Genomic DNA, 18,069 nt, shown 5'->3' with positions numbered 1-18,069 from the left:
ATGAACTATTTTTTATGTTTGATAGCATTTTTAGTATTGCAAAGTTGTGCTGTTTTTCAGCCTAAAGTTTTTACAGCACAAGCTTTAAATGAAAAATTAGTAACTACAAGCAGAGATTCGATTACGCTAAAAGAAATTTTTGATAAAAATAGAGGACAAGCCCAATTTATACAAGTTTTTGCAACCTATTGCCCTTTTAGTCAGCGTAGTTTTAAAGATGTGATAGCGTTTCAAGCCGAAAATCCATTGGTAAATTATATTTTTTTATCGGTAGATCATTCTTATTTTGATTGGAAAAGAGGGCTTGAAAATATTAAAAAAAATAACAAGTTAAAAGGCGCGTACTATTACATTCCTAAAAAAGGAAAAGGGGCGTTGGCTAATTTTTTAAAATTAAAAACAATTCCGAGGTTTTTAATTGTTGATAAAAAAGGGAAAATCACTGTTTTTAAAGCGTCGAGTATTTCTAAAAAAGTTAAAGATAAAACACATTAAAAATTCATTTAAAAAACAAATAAAGATGATAAAAAAGATGATAAAAAAAATAGGCGTTATTTTTGCCGTAAGTTTAGCCTTACTTAGTTGTTCGACTCAAAGCCCTACCGAATTTTCAAAAGAAGCTTTGGCGGATGTTTTTGTAGCAATAAATACTAAAGAAGAAGTGCCATTTAAAGATGTTTTAGCTAAAAATAAAGGAAAGAAAATATTGATAGATGTTTGGGCTTCTTGGTGTACAGATTGTTTAGAAAACTTACCTGCGGTTAAAAAAGCACAAGAAGAAAACCCTGAAATGGTCTTTTTATATTTGTCTCTAGATAGAAAACTAGAAGATTGGCATTCAAGTGTTGAACGCTTGAATATAAAAGGACAGCATTATTTTATGCAATCAGGATGGGAAGGAAGTTTTGCTAAATTTTTAGGATTAAGTTGGATTCCTCGTTATTTATTAATTGACGAACAGGGCAAAATTGTTGTTTTTAATCAAACAAAAGTTTCTGCAATTTTAATGGCTAAAAATGTGAAAAAATAACGTATTTTTAGCGAAAAAAAAATAAAAAAAACTCATGAAAAAACTTATTTACCTATTCGTAATTGCATTACTTTTATCTTGTAATACCGAAAAACCAGCCGCTTTTTCAGAAAATATTTTACAAGAGAAATTTTTAACAACCAACGATAAAGCAATTACTTTTAAAGAAATTCTGGCAAAATATAAAGGAAAAAAAGTGATGTTTGAAGTATGTGCTTCTTGGTGTGCCGAATGTGTGTCAGGAACACCAAAAATAAAGGAATTAAAAGCTAAAAACCCTGAGGTTGTTTTTGTTTTTTTATCAATAGATAAAACAGTAGCACAGTGGAAAAAAGGAATAACACGTTTTTTTAATATTGATGGAGATCATTATTTTTTACCCGCAGCGCTTAAAGGCGGATATGCAAAAGGATTAGGGATTAAAGATGTGCCAAGTTATATGGTGGTTAATGAGCGCGGTATTATTTCGTTAGGAAATGTAACAGAGCCATTTGACCCAAGGTTGGCAGCCGCATTAAAAGAGTAGTAAAATAGAAATTAAGAACATAAATTAGAGTGTAATTTTGAGAAAAAAGATCGTTGCAGGTAACTGGAAAATGAATGTAAACCTTGATGAAACTAAAAAGTTAATCAAGCAAATAAACAAGGGAATAAAAGCAGGATTATCAGATGATACTAGAGTAATTATAGCGCCTAGTTTTGTGAATTTAAACACGGCAGTTAAAAAAGCAAAGAAAACTAAAATTGAAGTAGCAGCTCAAAATATGTATTTTGCTAAAAGCGGTGCTTTTACGGGAGAAATATCTGCAGATATGTTAACTTCTTTAGGATTGAATTTAGTTGTTTTAGGACATTCTGAACGAAGAGAATATTTTGGTGAAACAGCGGCTATTTTAGCTAAAAAAGTATCAGCAGCTCTTGAAAATAATTTAGAAATTATTTTTTGTTTCGGAGAGGTTTTAGAAGATAGAAAAGCTGAAAATCATTTTAAAGTAGTAGAAAATCAATTGAAAAATAGCTTGTTTCATTTAAATAAAGCTGATTTTTCGAATATTATTTTAGCCTACGAGCCTGTTTGGGCAATAGGAACTGGTGAAACAGCATCGGCAGAACAAGCACAAGAAATGCACGCTTTTGTAAGAGCAACTATTGCAAAACAATATGGTGATGCAATTGCAAACGATATTTCAATTTTATACGGTGGAAGTGTAAAGCCTGAAAATGCCGCAGAAATTTTTTCAAAAGAAGATGTAGACGGAGGATTAATTGGAGGAGCGGCTTTAAAAGCAGCTGATTTTGTAACAATTATTGAAGCAATATAATTAAGAATAAACAAGAGTAATGGATAATATTTATATAGAATATAATTTTGAAGTAAGCCCTAAAGATCCGGCAACTGAAATTTTAATAGCAGAATTAGGTGAGGTTGGTTTTGAGAGTTTTGTCGAACTTGATAACGGTGTAACGGCATACATCCAGAAAAATGACTGGAAAGAAAACATGCTAGAAGATCTTTTTATTTTGAAATCGGAAGATTTTTCTATTCGTTTTGATCATAAAGAAATTGAGCAAACCAATTGGAATGCCGAATGGGAAAAGAATTTTAATCAAATTCAAGTAGATGATTTGGTAAGTATCAGAGCGCCGTTTCATGAAAATCCTCATTTAAAATACGACATTGTTATTGAGCCAAAAATGAGTTTTGGTACAGGGCATCATGAAACAACACATATGATGGTACAGCATTTAATTGATTTAGATGTAACCAATAAAAAAGTGTTAGATATGGGCTGCGGAACAGGGATTTTAGCAATTTTTGCTGAAATGAAAGGAGCAAATCCTATTGATGCCATTGATATTGATGCTTGGTGTTATGAAAATTCTGTAGAAAATGTGCAAAGAAATGGGCGCAAGCATATTTCAGTTTTTGAAGGAGATTCATCGCTTTTAGTGGATAAAAAATACGATGTTATTATAGCGAATATCAATCGTAATATTTTATTAAGCGACATGGAAATATATACAAAATGCTTAAATAAATCAGGTATTTTATTGTTAAGTGGTTTTTATAGCGAAGATATTCCTATTATAGATGCCGAAGTTTCAAAATACGGTTTAGCATTACAAAAAACAATCAAAAGAAATAATTGGGTAGCTTTGCAGTATCAAAAAACAGCGTAAATGAGTACGATAGAAAAAATACAAGAAGATTTAGACGTTTTAACTCAAGAAATAAAAAAGCACGAAATTATTTTACATAATGATGATGTAAATTCGTTCGATTTTGTAATAGATAGCTTGGTTGATGTTTGTGATCATACATTAGAGCAAGCAGAGCAATGTTCTGTATTAGTTCATTACAAAGGTAAATGCGCCGTTAAAACAGGTGAGTATAAAGATTTAGAACCAAGATGTGCTAAATTGTTACAATTAGGTTTATCAGCAGAAATAATTTAAGATGGAAAATATTTTTAGGTATTATGAATTTTCTGATTTTATCAAGGATGAATCAGCTGCTTTTTCAGGAAATGAAATTTGTTATGCGATATTAAATGAGCAACATTTTTTAATTTTTGAAAAAAATCAAGAAATCTATAATTTATATGTTTCTAAATATAATGAAAAAAATGAAATAGGGGTTAATCCCCCTGAAATACTAGAGGTTTTAGTTGAAAATTACGATAAAGCAATACCTGCTCACCGTGTATTTTTAAGGAAATATTTATATTAAAAAACTCAAAAAAAAACTTATTTTGAGTTTTTTTTTTGGTTTAATGTGACGTTTAAAAAATAAGCGTGTCATAGTAGTGTATATTATTTGTAAATAATTGAAATAAGAATTTTAAATAAATATTTTTTAAGAGTATTAAAATAGTAGTAGTTAGTTTTTATACTAAGTTTGGTTAGATGAAAAGGCCTTAAGCGAAAGCTTAGGGTCTTTTCTATTTTTTATTGTGTCGATTTATTTATTAACTTAAAAATAAAGTAATAGAAATATTGTTTTTTTTAAATTAGGTTACATTTATTGCTATAAAAAACAGCTAAAAACAATACGATGAAAAAGATAGGTATAATTTTAACATTTACTTTTTTACTTTTTATGCAATCTTGCAATATTATAAGTGAATGTGAAGATATAGACTGTTTTACACCGCCAGATCCGTTTCAATTTGAATTAGTTGATAAATTAACAGGAGAAAATTTATTTACCACAGGAAAATTTACCTCAAAAGATATTAGAATATTAAATAGTACTACTAAAAAACCTATTGAATTTCGTTTTATCGATAAGAATAATTATAATATCATCGAAATGACTTCTATTGGATGGAAAACAGCAATTGTTAATTATACGATTCAAATAGCCGATAAAAATATTTTCGAGGTCTATATAAATTCACAAAGAAAAACAAAGGGCTGCTGTGAATATACCGAGTATAAAGAAATTCGAATTGAACAAGCAGCGTACGAGTTAACCGAAAACAGTAGGTTTTATAAAATTTTTATTAAAACAGCAGCTGTGGGGAAATAATAAGCAATAAGCAAAAAAAAACACTAAGAAATAAATCTTAGTGTTTTTGTGACCACGGCTGGATTCAAACCAGCAACCTCTTGAGCCGTAATCAAGTGCGCTATTCAGTTGCGCCACGTGGCCGTATTGCGAGTGCAAATCTACAACTGTTTTATTGATAAAAAAAATAAATTCAAGTTTTTTTTACTTTTTTTTTCAAAAATTAATTTAATTCTTTTTTGAAATCATTTATTATTTTTTCAGCGTATTGAAAATCAGCTTTATAAATGAATAATTCGCAAGAATCACCTGTAGCACCAAAACCTGCTAATCTTCCAGATTCTTTTGTGTCTTTAACTAAACTTGGAATTTTAGCCTCATCTAATAAAAAAGCAAGCCTGTTTGCTAAAATTGAAGTTCCTGTGTATGCTTTTACGTGTTCTTTCATAATTTTAAGTTTTAATATGTTAATCTAATGAGTTTATAGTAATAAATGCTCGCCATCCAATAATAGCTAATTGAAATTTCGAAGCTGTAGAAATATCTAACGCTCTTTTTGTAAAAGAGGGTAGTAGTAGTTTGTTTAGTTTTGCTAAAGCTTTAAAAGATTGTTTTTTCATTGATATATTTGATTCTATATCAAAAATACTGAAAAATAATGTATTACTAAGGGTAACATAAAGCCAGATAGGTTGCCCTTAGTAATAAAAGTCATTTTATTTTTTACTTTGCATCATTTTCTTGGCTAAGTCAGCACCAATTAATGACTGTAATAAGCTTCCGTTTGCGTTTCCTCCGCTATTTCCACCTTCAATATAGGTAGCAGGAAGTTGTAGGTCTTTTATTTGCTGGGCAACACCAACGGCTGTTTTATATTCCCATTCTGCTTTTTCTTGTGGGGTTAAACCAGCACTAACTAATTTAGCGTTTTCATAATATTGCGCTTCGGCAGCTACTTTTTTACTTTTGGCTTTGTATTGCTCAACTTCAAATTGCTTTTTTTCTTTGATTAAGTTAAACCCAGCTACTTTTGCTTCTGTTTCAGCTTCAATTGTTTGTTGAATTTGGATTTTTTCTAACCTTGCTCTTTCTTTTGCTTTTTCAGATTCTCCTTTAGCAACCTCTTTTTTAGCTCTGTAATATTCACGTTCGGCTTGTTGTTTTTCTAACTGTGTTTGGGCAACTTCATTTTTTTGTAAATCTAAACGCTCATCAAAAGAAGATTCCCAATCAATACCTGTTACTTGTGCTTGGTAAATTTTTAAACCATATTGTTTTAATGAATTAGAATCATCTCTAGTAATCGTACCATCTTTCGCCCTTTTTATTCTAAATTTTTTCTGTTTACTTGATTTTCCGATTTTTATTTTTCGAATAGTGGTTGTATCGCCTACAACTTCATTGCTGTTTTCAGCTTCGTAATATTGCTCTACTTGATACATTCCGTTTTCTAATTGATCTCTAAAATACCTATCAAAATCAGAAGCCTGTCCAGAAATATAATCTTGTGCATCCATCAATTTACAGGTGTTTTTTATAGCGGCATCAATATTTGGTAAAACTCTTCCGTAAATTAATTTAGATTCGCTTCTGTTTCTATCTGCCATGTTTAAAAAAACCGCTTCATCATTAATATTTACACCTACAATTACAGAAGTGCTTATTTCAGCTTTAATAGCATCGCTAAATTCCCATTTTTGTGCTTTTCGGTTATAAATACCTCGGTCACTTTTTGGTAATTCACTTTGTTCTTTAACAATAATATCTTTTATAGAGGTTTCATACGATAAAGGAATAATTCGTCCCCACCATTTTAATTTTAATCCTTGGGTGGTAATCATTTTATCGCCACCAGAAACGTATTGTACCGCATAAGCAGTACCTGCATCTGCATAAAAAAACATTCCTGTAATAATGCTCATAAAAGCACCAAGCGCTGTTAATTGAATACTTCTTTGAAAAGTAAACCAAGTTAAAATTTTGTTGTTTTTAATAATTGAGCTTAATAACATCGTTGTTAGCCCTGTAATAATTAATAATACTCCGATAAATGTTAGCATAAAATATAGTTTAGTTTTAAGAGTTGGTTATGATAATAAAGCGATAATCGTTGCAATTTTTATTGCGATAATAATTAGTTTTAATGTAATAGCAATCATTTGTTTGGTTTTTTTAATTGGTTTATAATTCTTAATTTTTTATGAATATAGCGTAAAGAAAAGCTCGCTTCCAAAAAGATATTTAGCATTTAATCCGTTTGGATTTAAATAAGAAGTTGAAAGGTGGTAAATGGTTTTAATTTATAAGAGAGTTTACTTGTTTTGTGTTCTTATTTTTAAGCAGAAACTTACTTTTATGTTTTGAATGATAATTTAATACTGGAGTTTTATAATTCTTTTAAAGAAAATAAAGGAAAACAGGTGTTTACAAAGCTTGTTTTTTGGTGTTTGTTCTTTTTTTAAGCCTTTTAGCACTTGTTTATTTTGATGTCAAAGTTCTATATTTGCAAGAAAAAATAGAATCGATGGATATTGTATATATAGCGTTAGGATTGTTATTATTAGTTCTTGGAGGGAATTGGCTTTTAAAAGCAGCCGTTGGATTATCGTTAAAATTAAATATCCCAAAAGTAGTAATCGGAATGACGGTTGTTTCTTTTGCAACCTCAGCACCAGAGTTAATTGTAAGTGTAAAATCGGCATTAAACGGCGCTCCAGGCTTGGCAGTAGGGAATGTAATTGGTTCTAATATTGCTAATATTGGCTTGGTTTTAGGGATTACGCTAATTTTATCAACTATTGAAGTAGAAAAAAACTTTTATAAAACCGATTGGCCTGTAATGATGGTGGCTTCAGGTTTATTATATTTTTTTATCGCTTTTGATAATACCATTGAGCAATACGAAGGGATTATTTTATTTAGTATGTTGGTGGTGTTTTTAGTATATTTATTGCGTTTTCAAAAAACAGCGGTAGTCGATGAAATGCCTGAAGATGATGAAGAGTTACCTTTATATAAGGTGGTGTTATTTTTAAGTATTGGTGGTTTCTGCCTGTGGTTAGGTTCGGAATGGTTAATTGATGGTGCTACAAACTTAGCAAAAAGTATGGGTGTAAGTGATGCTATTATTGGGGTTACCGTGGTTTCTGTAGGAACAAGTGTACCAGAATTAGCGGCATCAATCATTGCAGTTTTGAAAAAAGAGAAAGCTATTTCTTTAGGAAATTTAATTGGTTCGAATGTCTTTAATATATTGGCAGTTTTAGGAATTACTTCCATTATTACACCTATAAAATTAGGTACTGATGCTTTAAGTTTGGTAAATAATGATATTTATTGGATGCTTGCCATTTCGTTTATCGTGTTGCTATTTGCATTTTTCCCAAAGAAATTACGCTTAAATTGGGTTCATGGAATTATATTATTAGTTACTTACACCGTTTTTGTATATTTAAAATTGAGTTAATAAGTTGGTTGTATGGGTTTTTATTAGAAAAACTACTATATAAAAGTAACAAACCTCACAAGTTTTTAAAACCTGTGAGGTTTATGTTTAATAGCCTGTTTGAATTTTATTTAAAAATACTTTTATAACATAGAATAATACATTGAATTCGGTTAAACAGAACTAAATTCATTTTTGCATTTTAATTAGCTATATTTTTTAGCTTTTTTTTGATGGTATTTATCAATTTGATTGATTTTAATGACTAGAAGGAATTGAAATGGTATCGAGAATTTGAATTGTTTTATATTGATTTTGAAGATAAAAAAGTTCTCGATACCATTTTTTTGAAGGAAAAAAATCACTCGAATTGACTGCTTGTTTATGAGTTTTTGCAGTAAAATTATAATTAATTTCTGAAATTATGAAAATTAGCAAAATCCCTAGCCCCGATTGAAGCAATTGTTTGAGCTCTTTTTTATTTTTTTCTTTTGAAAAATAAAAAAAGCGAGTGCGTAAAGCGGGAAATAGCTTCAAATAATCCTTTTTCTTATAAAATATATCGCACAAAAAAGCCTTTAAACGAATTTAAAGGCCTCTTTTGTTGTTGTTGTTGTTGTTGTTGTTGGTATGTTGTAATGGAAAATATATTATAAGTTATCGCAAACAGGCTTTACTGTTTGTATAATTCTAGAAGCAATTTTGTAAGGATCTCCGTTTGAAGCAGGTCTTCTGTCTTCTAAATATCCTTTCCAATCGTTGTCAACTGTTAAAATAGGAATACGAATTGAAGCACCTCTGTCAGAAATTCCGTAACTAAAATCGGTAATTGAAGCAGTTTCGTGTAAACCTGTTAAACGTTGGTCGTTGTAAGCTCCGTAAATGTCAATATGTTCTTTGGTTACAGGTCTAAAAGCTTCACATACTTTCATGTAAATTTCTTTTGAACCACAAGTTCTTAAGGTAGTGTTAGAGAAATTTGCGTGCATTCCTGAACCATTCCAATCTCCTTTTACAGGTTTTGGATGATATTCAATATAATAACCATATTGTTCTGTTAATCTGTCTAATAAATAACGAGCGATCCAAATTTCATCACCAGCTATTTTTGCACCTTTTGCAAATAATTGAAATTCCCATTGCCCTGAAGCAACTTCTTGGTTAATTCCTTCAAAATTTAAACCAGCATCAATACATAAATCGGCATGTTTTTCAACAAAATCTCTACCGTGAGTATTTCTACCACCTACAGAACAGTAATACATTCCTTGAGGTCCTGGATATCCGCCAACAGGAAATCCTAAAGGAAGTTGTGTTGCGTTGTCCATAATAAAATATTCTTGTTCAAAACCGAACCAGAAATCGTTATTGTCATCATTAATAGTAGCACGAGCGTTAGATTCATGCGGAGTTCCGTCAGCATTCATTACTTCATTCATTACTAAATATCCGTTAACACGAGCAGGATCAGGATAAATTGCAACAGGTTTTAAAACACAGTCAGAAGCGCCTCCTGAAGCTTGTTTTGTAGAAGACCCGTCAAAAGACCAATTTTTTAGCTCTTCTAAAGTTCCTTGAAAATTTTCATGCTCTTCAACCTTTGTTTTACTTCGTAGGTTTTGAGTCGGTTTGTAACCATCTAACCAGATATACTCTAACTTAATTTTTGCCATGATACTAGAATCTATTATTTAGAATTGAATTCAAAGCAAAAATAAATAATTTATATTATATGCTAAAATTTATAGGGGTAAAATATTTAATATTAGTTTTTACCCGTGCAACCCCTGTTTTTTTAGGGGGTGTTCTTTAATTTTGATAAATTTATGTATTTTTGACCTCAAATTCACACTTTATATTATGTCAACTTTAAGATTTAGCGCTTTAAAAGAAACTTTACACAGAAAACCTGTTTTTATAGAACAAAAAGGGCGTCGTTCAGAATTGTTTGGGAAAAATGTTTTTAACGAACAAGCAATGCGTCAGTATATGACAAAAGATGCGTATAAAAGTGTGATGAATGCCATTGAATTTGGAACTAAAATTGACAGAAAAATTGCCGATCAAATTGCGGTAAGTATGAAAGATTGGGCGCTGTCTAAAAATGCGACTCATTATACGCATTGGTTTCAGCCATTAACGGGGGCAACGGCGGAAAAACACGATGCTTTTTTTGAAACTATTGAAGGCGGTGGCGCTATGGAGCGTTTTGATGGTGGGCAATTGGTACAGCAAGAACCTGATGCATCTAGTTTTCCGCATGGCGGGATAAGAAACACCTTTGAAGCTCGTGGTTATACGGCTTGGGATCCTACATCGCCAGCATTTGTGTATGGTACAACGTTGTGTATTCCAACAGTTTTTGTTGCTTATACTGGCGAATCTTTAGACAATAAAGCGCCTTTATTAAAGGCCTTACAAGCTGTTGATACATCGGCAACCGCAGTTTGTAAATATTTTGATAAGAATGTTTCAAAAGTAAGTGCAACCTTAGGTTGGGAGCAAGAGTATTTTTTAATTGATACTGCATTAGCTGCTGCACGCCCTGATTTAATGATGACAGGAAGAACACTTTTAGGGCATTCTCCTGCAAAAGGACAGCAATTAGATGACCATTATTTTGGGTCAATTCCTGATAGAGTACTGAGTTTTATGCGCGATTTAGAGCAAGAATGTATGTTATTAGGTGTTCCTGTAAAAACACGTCATAATGAAGTAGCACCGAATCAGTTTGAGTTAGCGCCTATTTTTGAAGAAGCTAATTTAGCGGTTGACCACAATTCATTATTAATGGATGTGATGGAAAAAGTATCGCAACGTCATCAGTTTAAAGTATTGTTTCATGAAAAACCTTTTGAAGGAATTAACGGTTCAGGGAAACATAATAACTGGTCGTTAGAAACAAATACAGGTGTTAATTTATTGAGCCCAGGAAAAACTCCGATGAAAAATTTACAGTTTTTAACCTTTTTTGTAAATACTATTAAAGCAGTTCATGATTATGAAGAATTAATCAGAGCATCGATGGCAAGTGCTAGTAATGATCACAGGTTAGGAGCAAATGAAGCGCCACCAGCAATTATTTCGGTGTTTATTGGCTCGCAATTATCCGAAGTATTAGACGAATTAGAAAACGTTACCAAAGGAAAATTATCGCCTCAAGAAAAAACAGATTTAAAATTAAATATTGTCGGTAAAATTCCAGAAATATTATTAGATAATACCGATAGAAACCGAACATCTCCTTTTGCTTTTACAGGAAATAAATTCGAATTACGTGCCGTTGGTTCGTGGGCTAATTGTGCAGGACCGATGACAGTTTTAAATACGATTATAGCAAAACAGCTAAAAGAATTTAAAATTGAGGTAGATACCTTAATAGAGGCAAAAAGTTTGAAAAAAGACGAAGCTATTTTTAATGTATTAAGAGAATATATAAAGGCATCTAAAAAAATTAGATTTGAAGGTGATGGCTACGGAATTGAATGGGAAAAAGAAGCTAAAAAACGCGGATTAAGCAATCATAAAACAACGCCTGAGGCTTTAAAAGCTAAAATATCAGAAAAATCAATTTCACTTTTTGAAGAGATGAATGTGATGAATAAAATAGAGGTGGTTGCTCGTCATGAAATTGAATTAGAAGAGTATTCAAAACGAATTCAAATTGAAAGTAGAGTTTTAGCAGATGTTGCCAGGAATCATGTAATTCCTACGGCTATTCAATATCAAAACACCTTAATCGAAAATGTAAAAGGCTTGAAAGAAATTTTTGGAAACGGCTTTGAGCAATACGCTAAAGAACAGCTTGATTTAATTAAAAAAATATCGGGGCATCTTGCTGAAATCAATTCTAAAATTGAAAAAATGACCGAAGAACGTAAAAAAACGAACAAATTTTTTGGGCAAAAAAATGCCGATAATTATTGTAATAAAGTAAAACCGTTTTTTGATGAAATCCGTTATCATTGTGATAAGTTAGAATTATTAGTAGATGATAATTTATGGCCTTTAACAAAATATAGAGAATTATTATTTATCAGATAAAACAATAAAAACAATTAACTAAAAATTAAATAGGAAACCCTTTTGAATTCTGTTAAATTTGCAATTAACAACAACATAACACATGAGTAACGAAGTATCTAAACGCTACGCACAACGAGGCGTATCGGCATCTAAAGAAGATGTTCATAATGCTATAAAAAATATTGACAAAGGGTTGTTTCCAAAGGCTTTTTGTAAAATTGTACCTGATTATTTAACCAATGATGAAGATTATTGTTTAATAATGCACGCCGATGGTGCAGGAACAAAATCATCATTAGCTTATATGTATTGGAAAGAAACAGGCGATATTTCTGTTTGGAAAGGAATTGCACAAGATGCGTTAATCATGAATATTGATGATTTACTATGCGTTGGAGCAACCGATAATATACTACTTTCTAGCACAATAGGACGTAATAAAAGTAAAATCCCTGGAGAAGTTTTATCAGCAATTATCAACGGAACTGAAGAGTTAATCGACGATTTAAAAGGTTTTGGTGTAACTATTCATTCAACAGGTGGCGAAACTGCCGATGTTGGTGATTTAGTACGCACAATTATTGTAGACTCTACCGTAACAGCTCGTATGAAACGTACCGATGTTATTGATAATGCAAACATTAAAGCTGGCGATGTAATTGTTGGTTTAGAGTCTTTCGGGCAGGCAACTTATGAAACACAGTATAACGGTGGAATGGGTTCTAATGGATTAACATCGGCAAGGCATGATGTTTTTGATAACTATTTAGCAGCTAAATATCCTGAAAGTTTTGATGCGGCTGTTCCTGCGGATTTAGTGTATTCTGGGAAAATGAAATTAACAGATGCTGTTGAAAATTCGCCAATCGATGCGGGTAAATTAGTGTTATCGCCAACAAGAACATACGCACCTATTATTAAAGAGATTTTATCGAAATTTAATGCTGATACGGTTCACGGAATGATTCATTGTTCTGGTGGCGCGCAAACTAAAATTTTACATTTTGTTGATGAGTTGCATATTATAAAAGATACTATGTTTGCTGTTCCGCCTTTATTTAAGTTGATACAAGAGCAATCAAAAACAGATTGGAAAGAAATGTATCAGGTATTTAACTGTGGGCATAGAATGGAAATTTATGTATCGCCAGAAGTTGCTGACGATATTATAGCGATTTCAAAATCGTACAATGTAAATGCACAAATTGTAGGTAGGGTAGAAGCTTCTGAAACTAAAAAATTAACTATAAATAGTGAGTTTGGTACTTTTAATTATTAACTAAAAGTGTTTTATATAAATGAAAAAAGCCTCCGTTTGACGGAGGCTTTTTTTTGTGGGAGGATAAAGAGTGTTATTTTTTGTTAATTAATAATTCGTACAAATTCGTTCTCCAAAAATTTATAGAAATAATATCGTCATGTTCAAACAAATCTTCGACCTCTCTTAATAGTTCAAATAATTGAAAAGTATTATCGACAGAAATACTTGTTAATTTTTTTAAAATTTTAGGTTTGTAAACGTTAATTTGAGGTTTTCTAGAATCTTTAATTTTATCTATTATAAATTTCTTTACATGATCATGATGTGAAATATTCGAAATTTTTTTGGCATCTTCACTTACTTGTCTAATAAAGAAATCAATTAAATTAGGTAATTCTTGAATTTTATCAAAAACACCTTGTACTTCACCTCTATGTTGATATGTTAATAAATCTACGGGATTGGGTTTATTGTCTTTTTTAATTCCTGGTGGTTTTAAAAAGAGCTCACTCTTTTCATCATTTTCTTCCCATTTTAATTTAAAAACCCCATTAAAAGAAACTGATTTTTGTTTAATTTCATCATTTTCTAAAATTAAATTAAACGAAAGAGAAATTTTATCATCAATAGGTATTTCATTATTTAACGCAAATGAAACATAAATATAGGAATCATCAATTTTAAATTTATCAATATAAATTCCATTATTAGATTTTTTCCTGTAATTATTTAAAGTGACTAAGGCAACAAATACCGAAAAATTAAGACCAAAATCTTTATAGCCACTTATCGAAGTTAATGCACGTATATAATACTTATTATCTTCGAATTTATGAATTAATCTTAATTTTTTTGTTTCTTCATTTTCAATATTTTTATCGATGAGGTATTTTTTAATGGTATCAATTAAATCATTAAAATTGTTATCTCTACAGTAATTAGCAAATCTACTGAAATTGTAGTACTCTAATAAATCACTCTTTGCTGAATAAGCTGTTTCTCCGATAAATATATCAGATTTATTATGGTTAAAGATATACTTGTCGGTTATATTGACAATTTCAAATTCTGCCTTTTCTTCTTTTAGTAATTTTTTTAAGTGTATATCTTTTATTTTTGAATTTATATCTATTTTATGACATTTAGTATCTATTTCTAATATAGCATTGATTAATTGCTTTGAATTACCAATTTGAATTATTTTTATAACGTTTTCTTCAATATTAAAAACCGAAAGTAGTTTTTCTTTGAATTCATTTCTTTTTTCTAATATCTCTATAAGTTTTGAAGTTGTTATGAAACTTTGAATATCAAAATCTTGAAATATTTTTGTAGTGGGTTTAACTATCATTATTTTTTCTTTATAGTAAATTAATTAGGTACAGAATCTTTTCCAATTCTTTAAAACTACAAAAAAATAATTAGAACCTGTTTTAAATTTTAAATAAAGTCTTTTTAAAAAGAGATAAACGTTATGCTGAATTTATTTCAGCATCGCATCAACAGAGAACTACGATAAATCAGGATGCGAACCTGAAATAAATTCAGTTTGACGGATTCGAGTTCTTATTTTTATGATATATTTTTTAGATGAAATTTAAAACACCCTCATTAAAACTTTAAATTCCTTCAATAAAAAAAAGGTCGTCAAAATAAATTGACGACCTTTTAAACAAACAACTAAATTCTAAAACTTATTATGAAGAGTTTTAGAAGATTTTTTATATAAGATATCAAAACAGTTACTGCCTTGATATCTTATTTATTTAGAAACAGTATTTATTTTCTGCTTTTAATTTTTCAGCAATCATGTTACGTAATCCAATTACGTTTGGCTGATTTGCGTATTTTGTAAAACGTTTTAAGCCCATTAACATCATGCGTTGCTCATCACCCTCTGCAAAAGAAACAATACCTTCTTTAGCGTTTTTAATGATGATATCTACCGCATTATATAAATATAATTGCGTCATTGCAATCTGTTCTTTTTGAGAATCTTTACCAAAACGTTTAGCGTTCTTTTCGGTTCTCAAAATAGCAGATTCTGCCATATAAGTTTCAATTAAAATATTAGAAGCCGCGGTTAATAATTGTTGGTGCTGCTCTAATTCTGTACCAAATTTCTGAATTGCAGATCCGGCAACCATTAAGAAAACTTTCTTTAATTTAGCAACCATTTCTTTTTCTTCAGCAAATAATTCAGAATAATCAGGCGTATCAAAAGAAGGAATACCTAATAATTCTTCGCCAACAGCCATTGCAGGATTTAATAAATCTACATGACCTTTCATCGCTTTTTTAACCAACATTCCAACAGAAAGTAATCTGTTAATTTCGTTCGTTCCTTCGTAAATACGAGCAATACGAGCATCTCTCCAAGCCGATTCCATAGGAGTTTCTTCCGAGAATCCCATTCCACCAAAAACTTGAATTCCTTCATCAGCACAGGCTTGTACATCTTCAGAAACAGCTACCTTTAAAATAGAACATTCAATGGCATATTCTTCGACACCTTTTAATTCCGCTTCTTGATGTGTATTTCCTTCCGCTTCACGTAAAGCAATACGGTCTTCAATATTTTTAGCAGCTCTGTACGATGCCGATTCTCCTACATAGGCATTGGTTGCCATATCGGCTAATTTCATTTTGATAGCACCAAATTCAGAAATAGCCGTTTTAAATTGCTTACGCTCATTTGCGTAATTAATTGCCGTAGTGGTAATTCTTCTTTGAGAATCTAAACAAGCAGCAGCTAATTTAATACGCCCAACATTTAAGGCATTCATGGCAATTTTAAAACCATTTCCTCTTGCCGATAACATATTTTCAATAGGCACAATAGTATCATTATAAAATACCTGACGGGTAGAAGAAGCACGGATTCCTAATTTATGCTCTTCTTCACCTAAAACAATACCATTGTTATTGTCTTTGTCATATTCAACGATAAAACCAGTAATGTTTTTATCATCTTCAATACGAGCAAATACAATCATAACGTTACAAAAACCTGCGTTTGAAATCCACATTTTTTGTCCGTTTAATTTATAATGCGTTCCATCTTGCGATAGGGTAGCAGTTGTTTTTCCTGAATTAGCATCCGATCCAGCACCTGGTTCTGTTAAACAGTAAGCACCAAACCATTCTCCTGTTGCTAATTTTGGAACATATTTTTGTTTTTGAGCTTCGGTTCCGTATAAAGTAATTGGCATCGTTCCAATACCTGTATGCGCTCCGAAAGCAGTACTAAAAGAACCTGTTCCGCTTGAAATATAATCACAGGTTAACATGGTAGAAACAAAGCCCATTCCTAATCCGCCGTAAGCCTCAGGAACAGAAACACCTAAAAACCCTAATTCACCAGCTTTACGCATGGTTTCTTCGGTTAATGCGTAATCTTTCTTTTCAAAACGTGCTTTATGAGGGATAATTTCACGGTCGTTAAATTCACCAACCGCTTCTTTCATCATTTTTTGCTCTTCGGTAAAATCCTCAGGAGTAAAAACGTCTTCACACTTTGTTTCTCTAACAAGGAATTGACCTCCTCTTAATAAATCTGCCATTTTTTGTTTTGTTTTAATTGTTAGTTTAGTTTAAGAATTCGAAAATACCAGCAGCACCTTGCCCAGTACCTACACACATGGTTACCATACCGTATTTTCCTTGCATGTTACGTTTGCGCATTTCATCAAATAATTGTACTGATAATTTAGCACCTGTACACCCTAAAGGATGTCCTAAAGCGATAGCACCTCCATTTACATTGATGATGTCTGCATCTAAACCTAATTCTCTAATTACCGTTAATGATTGCGATGCAAAAGCTTCGTTTAATTCAATTAAACTGATATCTTCTTGCTTTAATCCTGCTTGTTTTAATGCTTTTGGAATTGCTGCAACAGGACCAATTCCCATAATTCTTGGCGGTACACCAGCAGCGGCATAACTTACCATACGAGCAATTGGTTTGATGTTTAATTCTTTAACCATATCTTCACTCATTACCATTACAAATGCTGCACCATCACTTGTTTGCGATGAGTTACCAGCGGTAACACTTCCGTTGGTAGCAAATACAGGGCGTAAACGCTCTAAACCAGCAATATTTGACCCTTTACGAGGACCTTCATCTTTTGTTACCGTATATTTTCTTGTCGCTTTTTTTCCGTTTTCATCAACATAAGTTTCTTCAACTTCAATAGGAACTATTTGATCTTGAAAACGATTTTCAGCTTGCGCTCTTAATGCTTTTAAATGTGAGTTTAACGCAAATTCATCTTGATCTTTACGAGAAATATTATACTTTTCAGCAACCGCTTCGGCAGTATTTCCCATTCCCCAATAATAATCAGCATGCCCATCGGCAACTACATCATAATTTAATTCTGGTTTAAAACCTGTCATTGGTACAGAACTCATGCTTTCGGCACCACCAGCGATAATACATTCTGCCATTCCTGACTGAATTTTAGCCACTGCCATACCGATAGTTTCTAATCCTGATGAACAAAAACGATTTACTGTTACTCCAGGAACGTCATCAATTTTTAATCCCATTAAAGAAATTAAACGCGCCATATTTAATCCTTGTGAACCCTCAGGCATTGCGTTACCAACAATAACATCGTCAATACGAGTTTTATCGAAATCAGGTAACTTTTCCATTAAATATTCAATGGTTTCGGCTGCTAATTCATCGGCTCTTTTAAAGCGAAATGCCCCTTTTTTTGATTTTCCGATAGCGGTTCTATATCCTTGTACTATATATGCTGTTTTCATTTTTCTGTAGATGTTTT

18 protein-coding genes and 1 tRNA gene are annotated in these 18,069 nt (G+C 31.4%); 11 read left to right on the top strand and 8 right to left on the bottom strand.

Going from position 1 to position 18,069, the window contains the following annotated elements; translation table 11 throughout:
* The 8 genes from AQ1689_RS03120 (at window position 1) to AQ1689_RS03085 (ending at window position 4,562) form a co-directional block, all read left to right on the top strand.
* A complete protein-coding gene (locus tag AQ1689_RS03120) occupies window positions 1-495 on the top strand; it encodes a TlpA family protein disulfide reductase (RefSeq protein WP_101955148.1) in 495 nt (164 codons plus the stop codon).
* 37 nt (window positions 496-532) lie between these two features.
* Window positions 533-1,030 carry a TlpA family protein disulfide reductase gene (locus AQ1689_RS03115; RefSeq protein WP_101955147.1) on the top strand — a complete coding sequence of 166 codons (498 nt, stop codon included), beginning with the start codon at window positions 533-535 and terminating at the stop codon, window positions 1,028-1,030.
* 34 nt (window positions 1,031-1,064) lie between these two features.
* Window positions 1,065-1,556, top strand: coding sequence for a TlpA family protein disulfide reductase (locus AQ1689_RS03110; protein ID WP_101955146.1), 492 nt, complete (start codon window positions 1,065-1,067; stop codon window positions 1,554-1,556).
* A 37-nt stretch (window positions 1,557-1,593) separates the two neighbouring features.
* Window positions 1,594-2,352: a triose-phosphate isomerase gene (gene tpiA / locus AQ1689_RS03105; RefSeq protein WP_101915931.1), complete on the top strand. Its 759-nt coding sequence runs from the start codon at window positions 1,594-1,596 to the stop codon at window positions 2,350-2,352.
* Between the two features lie 19 nt (window positions 2,353-2,371).
* Entirely contained in the window at window positions 2,372-3,211 is an 840-nt protein-coding gene (gene prmA / locus AQ1689_RS03100; protein ID WP_101955145.1) for a 50S ribosomal protein L11 methyltransferase, read from the top strand.
* Window positions 3,212-3,487 carry an ATP-dependent Clp protease adaptor ClpS gene (locus AQ1689_RS03095; protein ID WP_101955144.1) on the top strand — a complete coding sequence of 92 codons (276 nt, stop codon included), beginning with the start codon at window positions 3,212-3,214 and terminating at the stop codon, window positions 3,485-3,487. It abuts the gene before it with no gap.
* Window position 3,488: 1 nt separating this feature from the next.
* Entirely contained in the window at window positions 3,489-3,761 is a 273-nt protein-coding gene (locus AQ1689_RS03090) for a hypothetical protein (protein ID WP_101955143.1), read from the top strand.
* A gap of 324 nt (window positions 3,762-4,085) precedes the next feature.
* On the top strand, window positions 4,086-4,562 hold the full coding sequence (locus AQ1689_RS03085) for a hypothetical protein (RefSeq protein WP_101955142.1): 477 nt from the start codon (window positions 4,086-4,088) through the stop codon (window positions 4,560-4,562).
* A 49-nt stretch (window positions 4,563-4,611) separates the two neighbouring features.
* Here AQ1689_RS03085 and AQ1689_RS03080 read toward each other — a convergent pair.
* The 4 genes from AQ1689_RS03080 to AQ1689_RS03065 all read right to left on the bottom strand — a co-directional run bounded on the left by AQ1689_RS03080 (window position 4,612) and on the right by AQ1689_RS03065 (window position 6,601).
* A tRNA-Arg gene (locus AQ1689_RS03080) sits at window positions 4,612-4,685 on the bottom strand.
* A 79-nt stretch (window positions 4,686-4,764) separates the two neighbouring features.
* A complete protein-coding gene (locus AQ1689_RS03075) occupies window positions 4,765-4,989 on the bottom strand; it encodes a putative signal transducing protein (RefSeq protein ID WP_101955141.1) in 225 nt (74 codons plus the stop codon).
* Between the two features lie 19 nt (window positions 4,990-5,008).
* A complete protein-coding gene (locus tag AQ1689_RS03070) occupies window positions 5,009-5,161 on the bottom strand; it encodes a hypothetical protein (RefSeq protein ID WP_058885640.1) in 153 nt (50 codons plus the stop codon).
* A 96-nt stretch (window positions 5,162-5,257) separates the two neighbouring features.
* Window positions 5,258-6,601, bottom strand: coding sequence for an SPFH domain-containing protein (locus AQ1689_RS03065; RefSeq protein ID WP_101955140.1), 1,344 nt, complete (start codon window positions 6,599-6,601; stop codon window positions 5,258-5,260).
* Window positions 6,602-7,065: 464 nt separating this feature from the next.
* Here AQ1689_RS03065 and AQ1689_RS03060 point away from each other — a divergent pair, with 464 nt between their 5' ends.
* Entirely contained in the window at window positions 7,066-8,007 is a 942-nt protein-coding gene (locus tag AQ1689_RS03060; protein ID WP_101955139.1) for a calcium/sodium antiporter, read from the top strand.
* 629 nt (window positions 8,008-8,636) lie between these two features.
* On the opposite strand, the gene AQ1689_RS03055 is transcribed toward AQ1689_RS03060, so the two are convergent.
* Window positions 8,637-9,659, bottom strand: a complete 1,023-nt coding sequence (locus tag AQ1689_RS03055) for a glutamine synthetase beta-grasp domain-containing protein (RefSeq protein WP_101915937.1) — start codon at window positions 9,657-9,659, stop codon at window positions 8,637-8,639.
* A 187-nt stretch (window positions 9,660-9,846) separates the two neighbouring features.
* Here AQ1689_RS03055 and AQ1689_RS03050 point away from each other — a divergent pair, with 187 nt between their 5' ends.
* Both AQ1689_RS03050 and AQ1689_RS03045 read left to right on the top strand, forming a co-directional pair.
* Window positions 9,847-12,030 (top strand): glutamine synthetase III family protein, encoded by a 2,184-nt coding sequence (locus AQ1689_RS03050; RefSeq protein ID WP_101916000.1) that lies wholly within the window; start codon window positions 9,847-9,849, stop codon window positions 12,028-12,030.
* An 82-nt stretch (window positions 12,031-12,112) separates the two neighbouring features.
* Window positions 12,113-13,291 (top strand): AIR synthase related protein, encoded by a 1,179-nt coding sequence (locus AQ1689_RS03045; protein WP_101955137.1) that lies wholly within the window; start codon window positions 12,113-12,115, stop codon window positions 13,289-13,291.
* A gap of 73 nt (window positions 13,292-13,364) precedes the next feature.
* On the opposite strand, the gene AQ1689_RS03040 is transcribed toward AQ1689_RS03045, so the two are convergent.
* The 3 genes from AQ1689_RS03040 to AQ1689_RS03030 all read right to left on the bottom strand — a co-directional run bounded on the left by AQ1689_RS03040 (window position 13,365) and on the right by AQ1689_RS03030 (window position 18,052).
* The gene (locus AQ1689_RS03040) at window positions 13,365-14,624 is read right to left on the bottom strand and encodes a hypothetical protein (protein WP_101955136.1); all 1,260 of its coding nucleotides are present in this window, start codon (window positions 14,622-14,624) and stop codon (window positions 13,365-13,367) included.
* A gap of 415 nt (window positions 14,625-15,039) precedes the next feature.
* Window positions 15,040-16,836: an acyl-CoA dehydrogenase family protein gene (locus tag AQ1689_RS03035; RefSeq protein ID WP_198913861.1), complete on the bottom strand. Its 1,797-nt coding sequence runs from the start codon at window positions 16,834-16,836 to the stop codon at window positions 15,040-15,042.
* A 25-nt stretch (window positions 16,837-16,861) separates the two neighbouring features.
* Window positions 16,862-18,052, bottom strand: a complete 1,191-nt coding sequence (locus tag AQ1689_RS03030; protein WP_101955135.1) for an acetyl-CoA C-acyltransferase — start codon at window positions 18,050-18,052, stop codon at window positions 16,862-16,864.
* Window positions 18,053-18,069 lie beyond the last annotated feature (17 nt).

Source organism: Tenacibaculum finnmarkense (assembly GCF_900239185.1).
Lineage (GTDB): Bacteria > Bacteroidota > Bacteroidia > Flavobacteriales > Flavobacteriaceae > Polaribacter > Polaribacter finnmarkensis.
The sequence above is the reverse complement of the archived record's forward strand: the minus strand, read 5'-3'. Positions and strand labels throughout refer to the sequence as shown.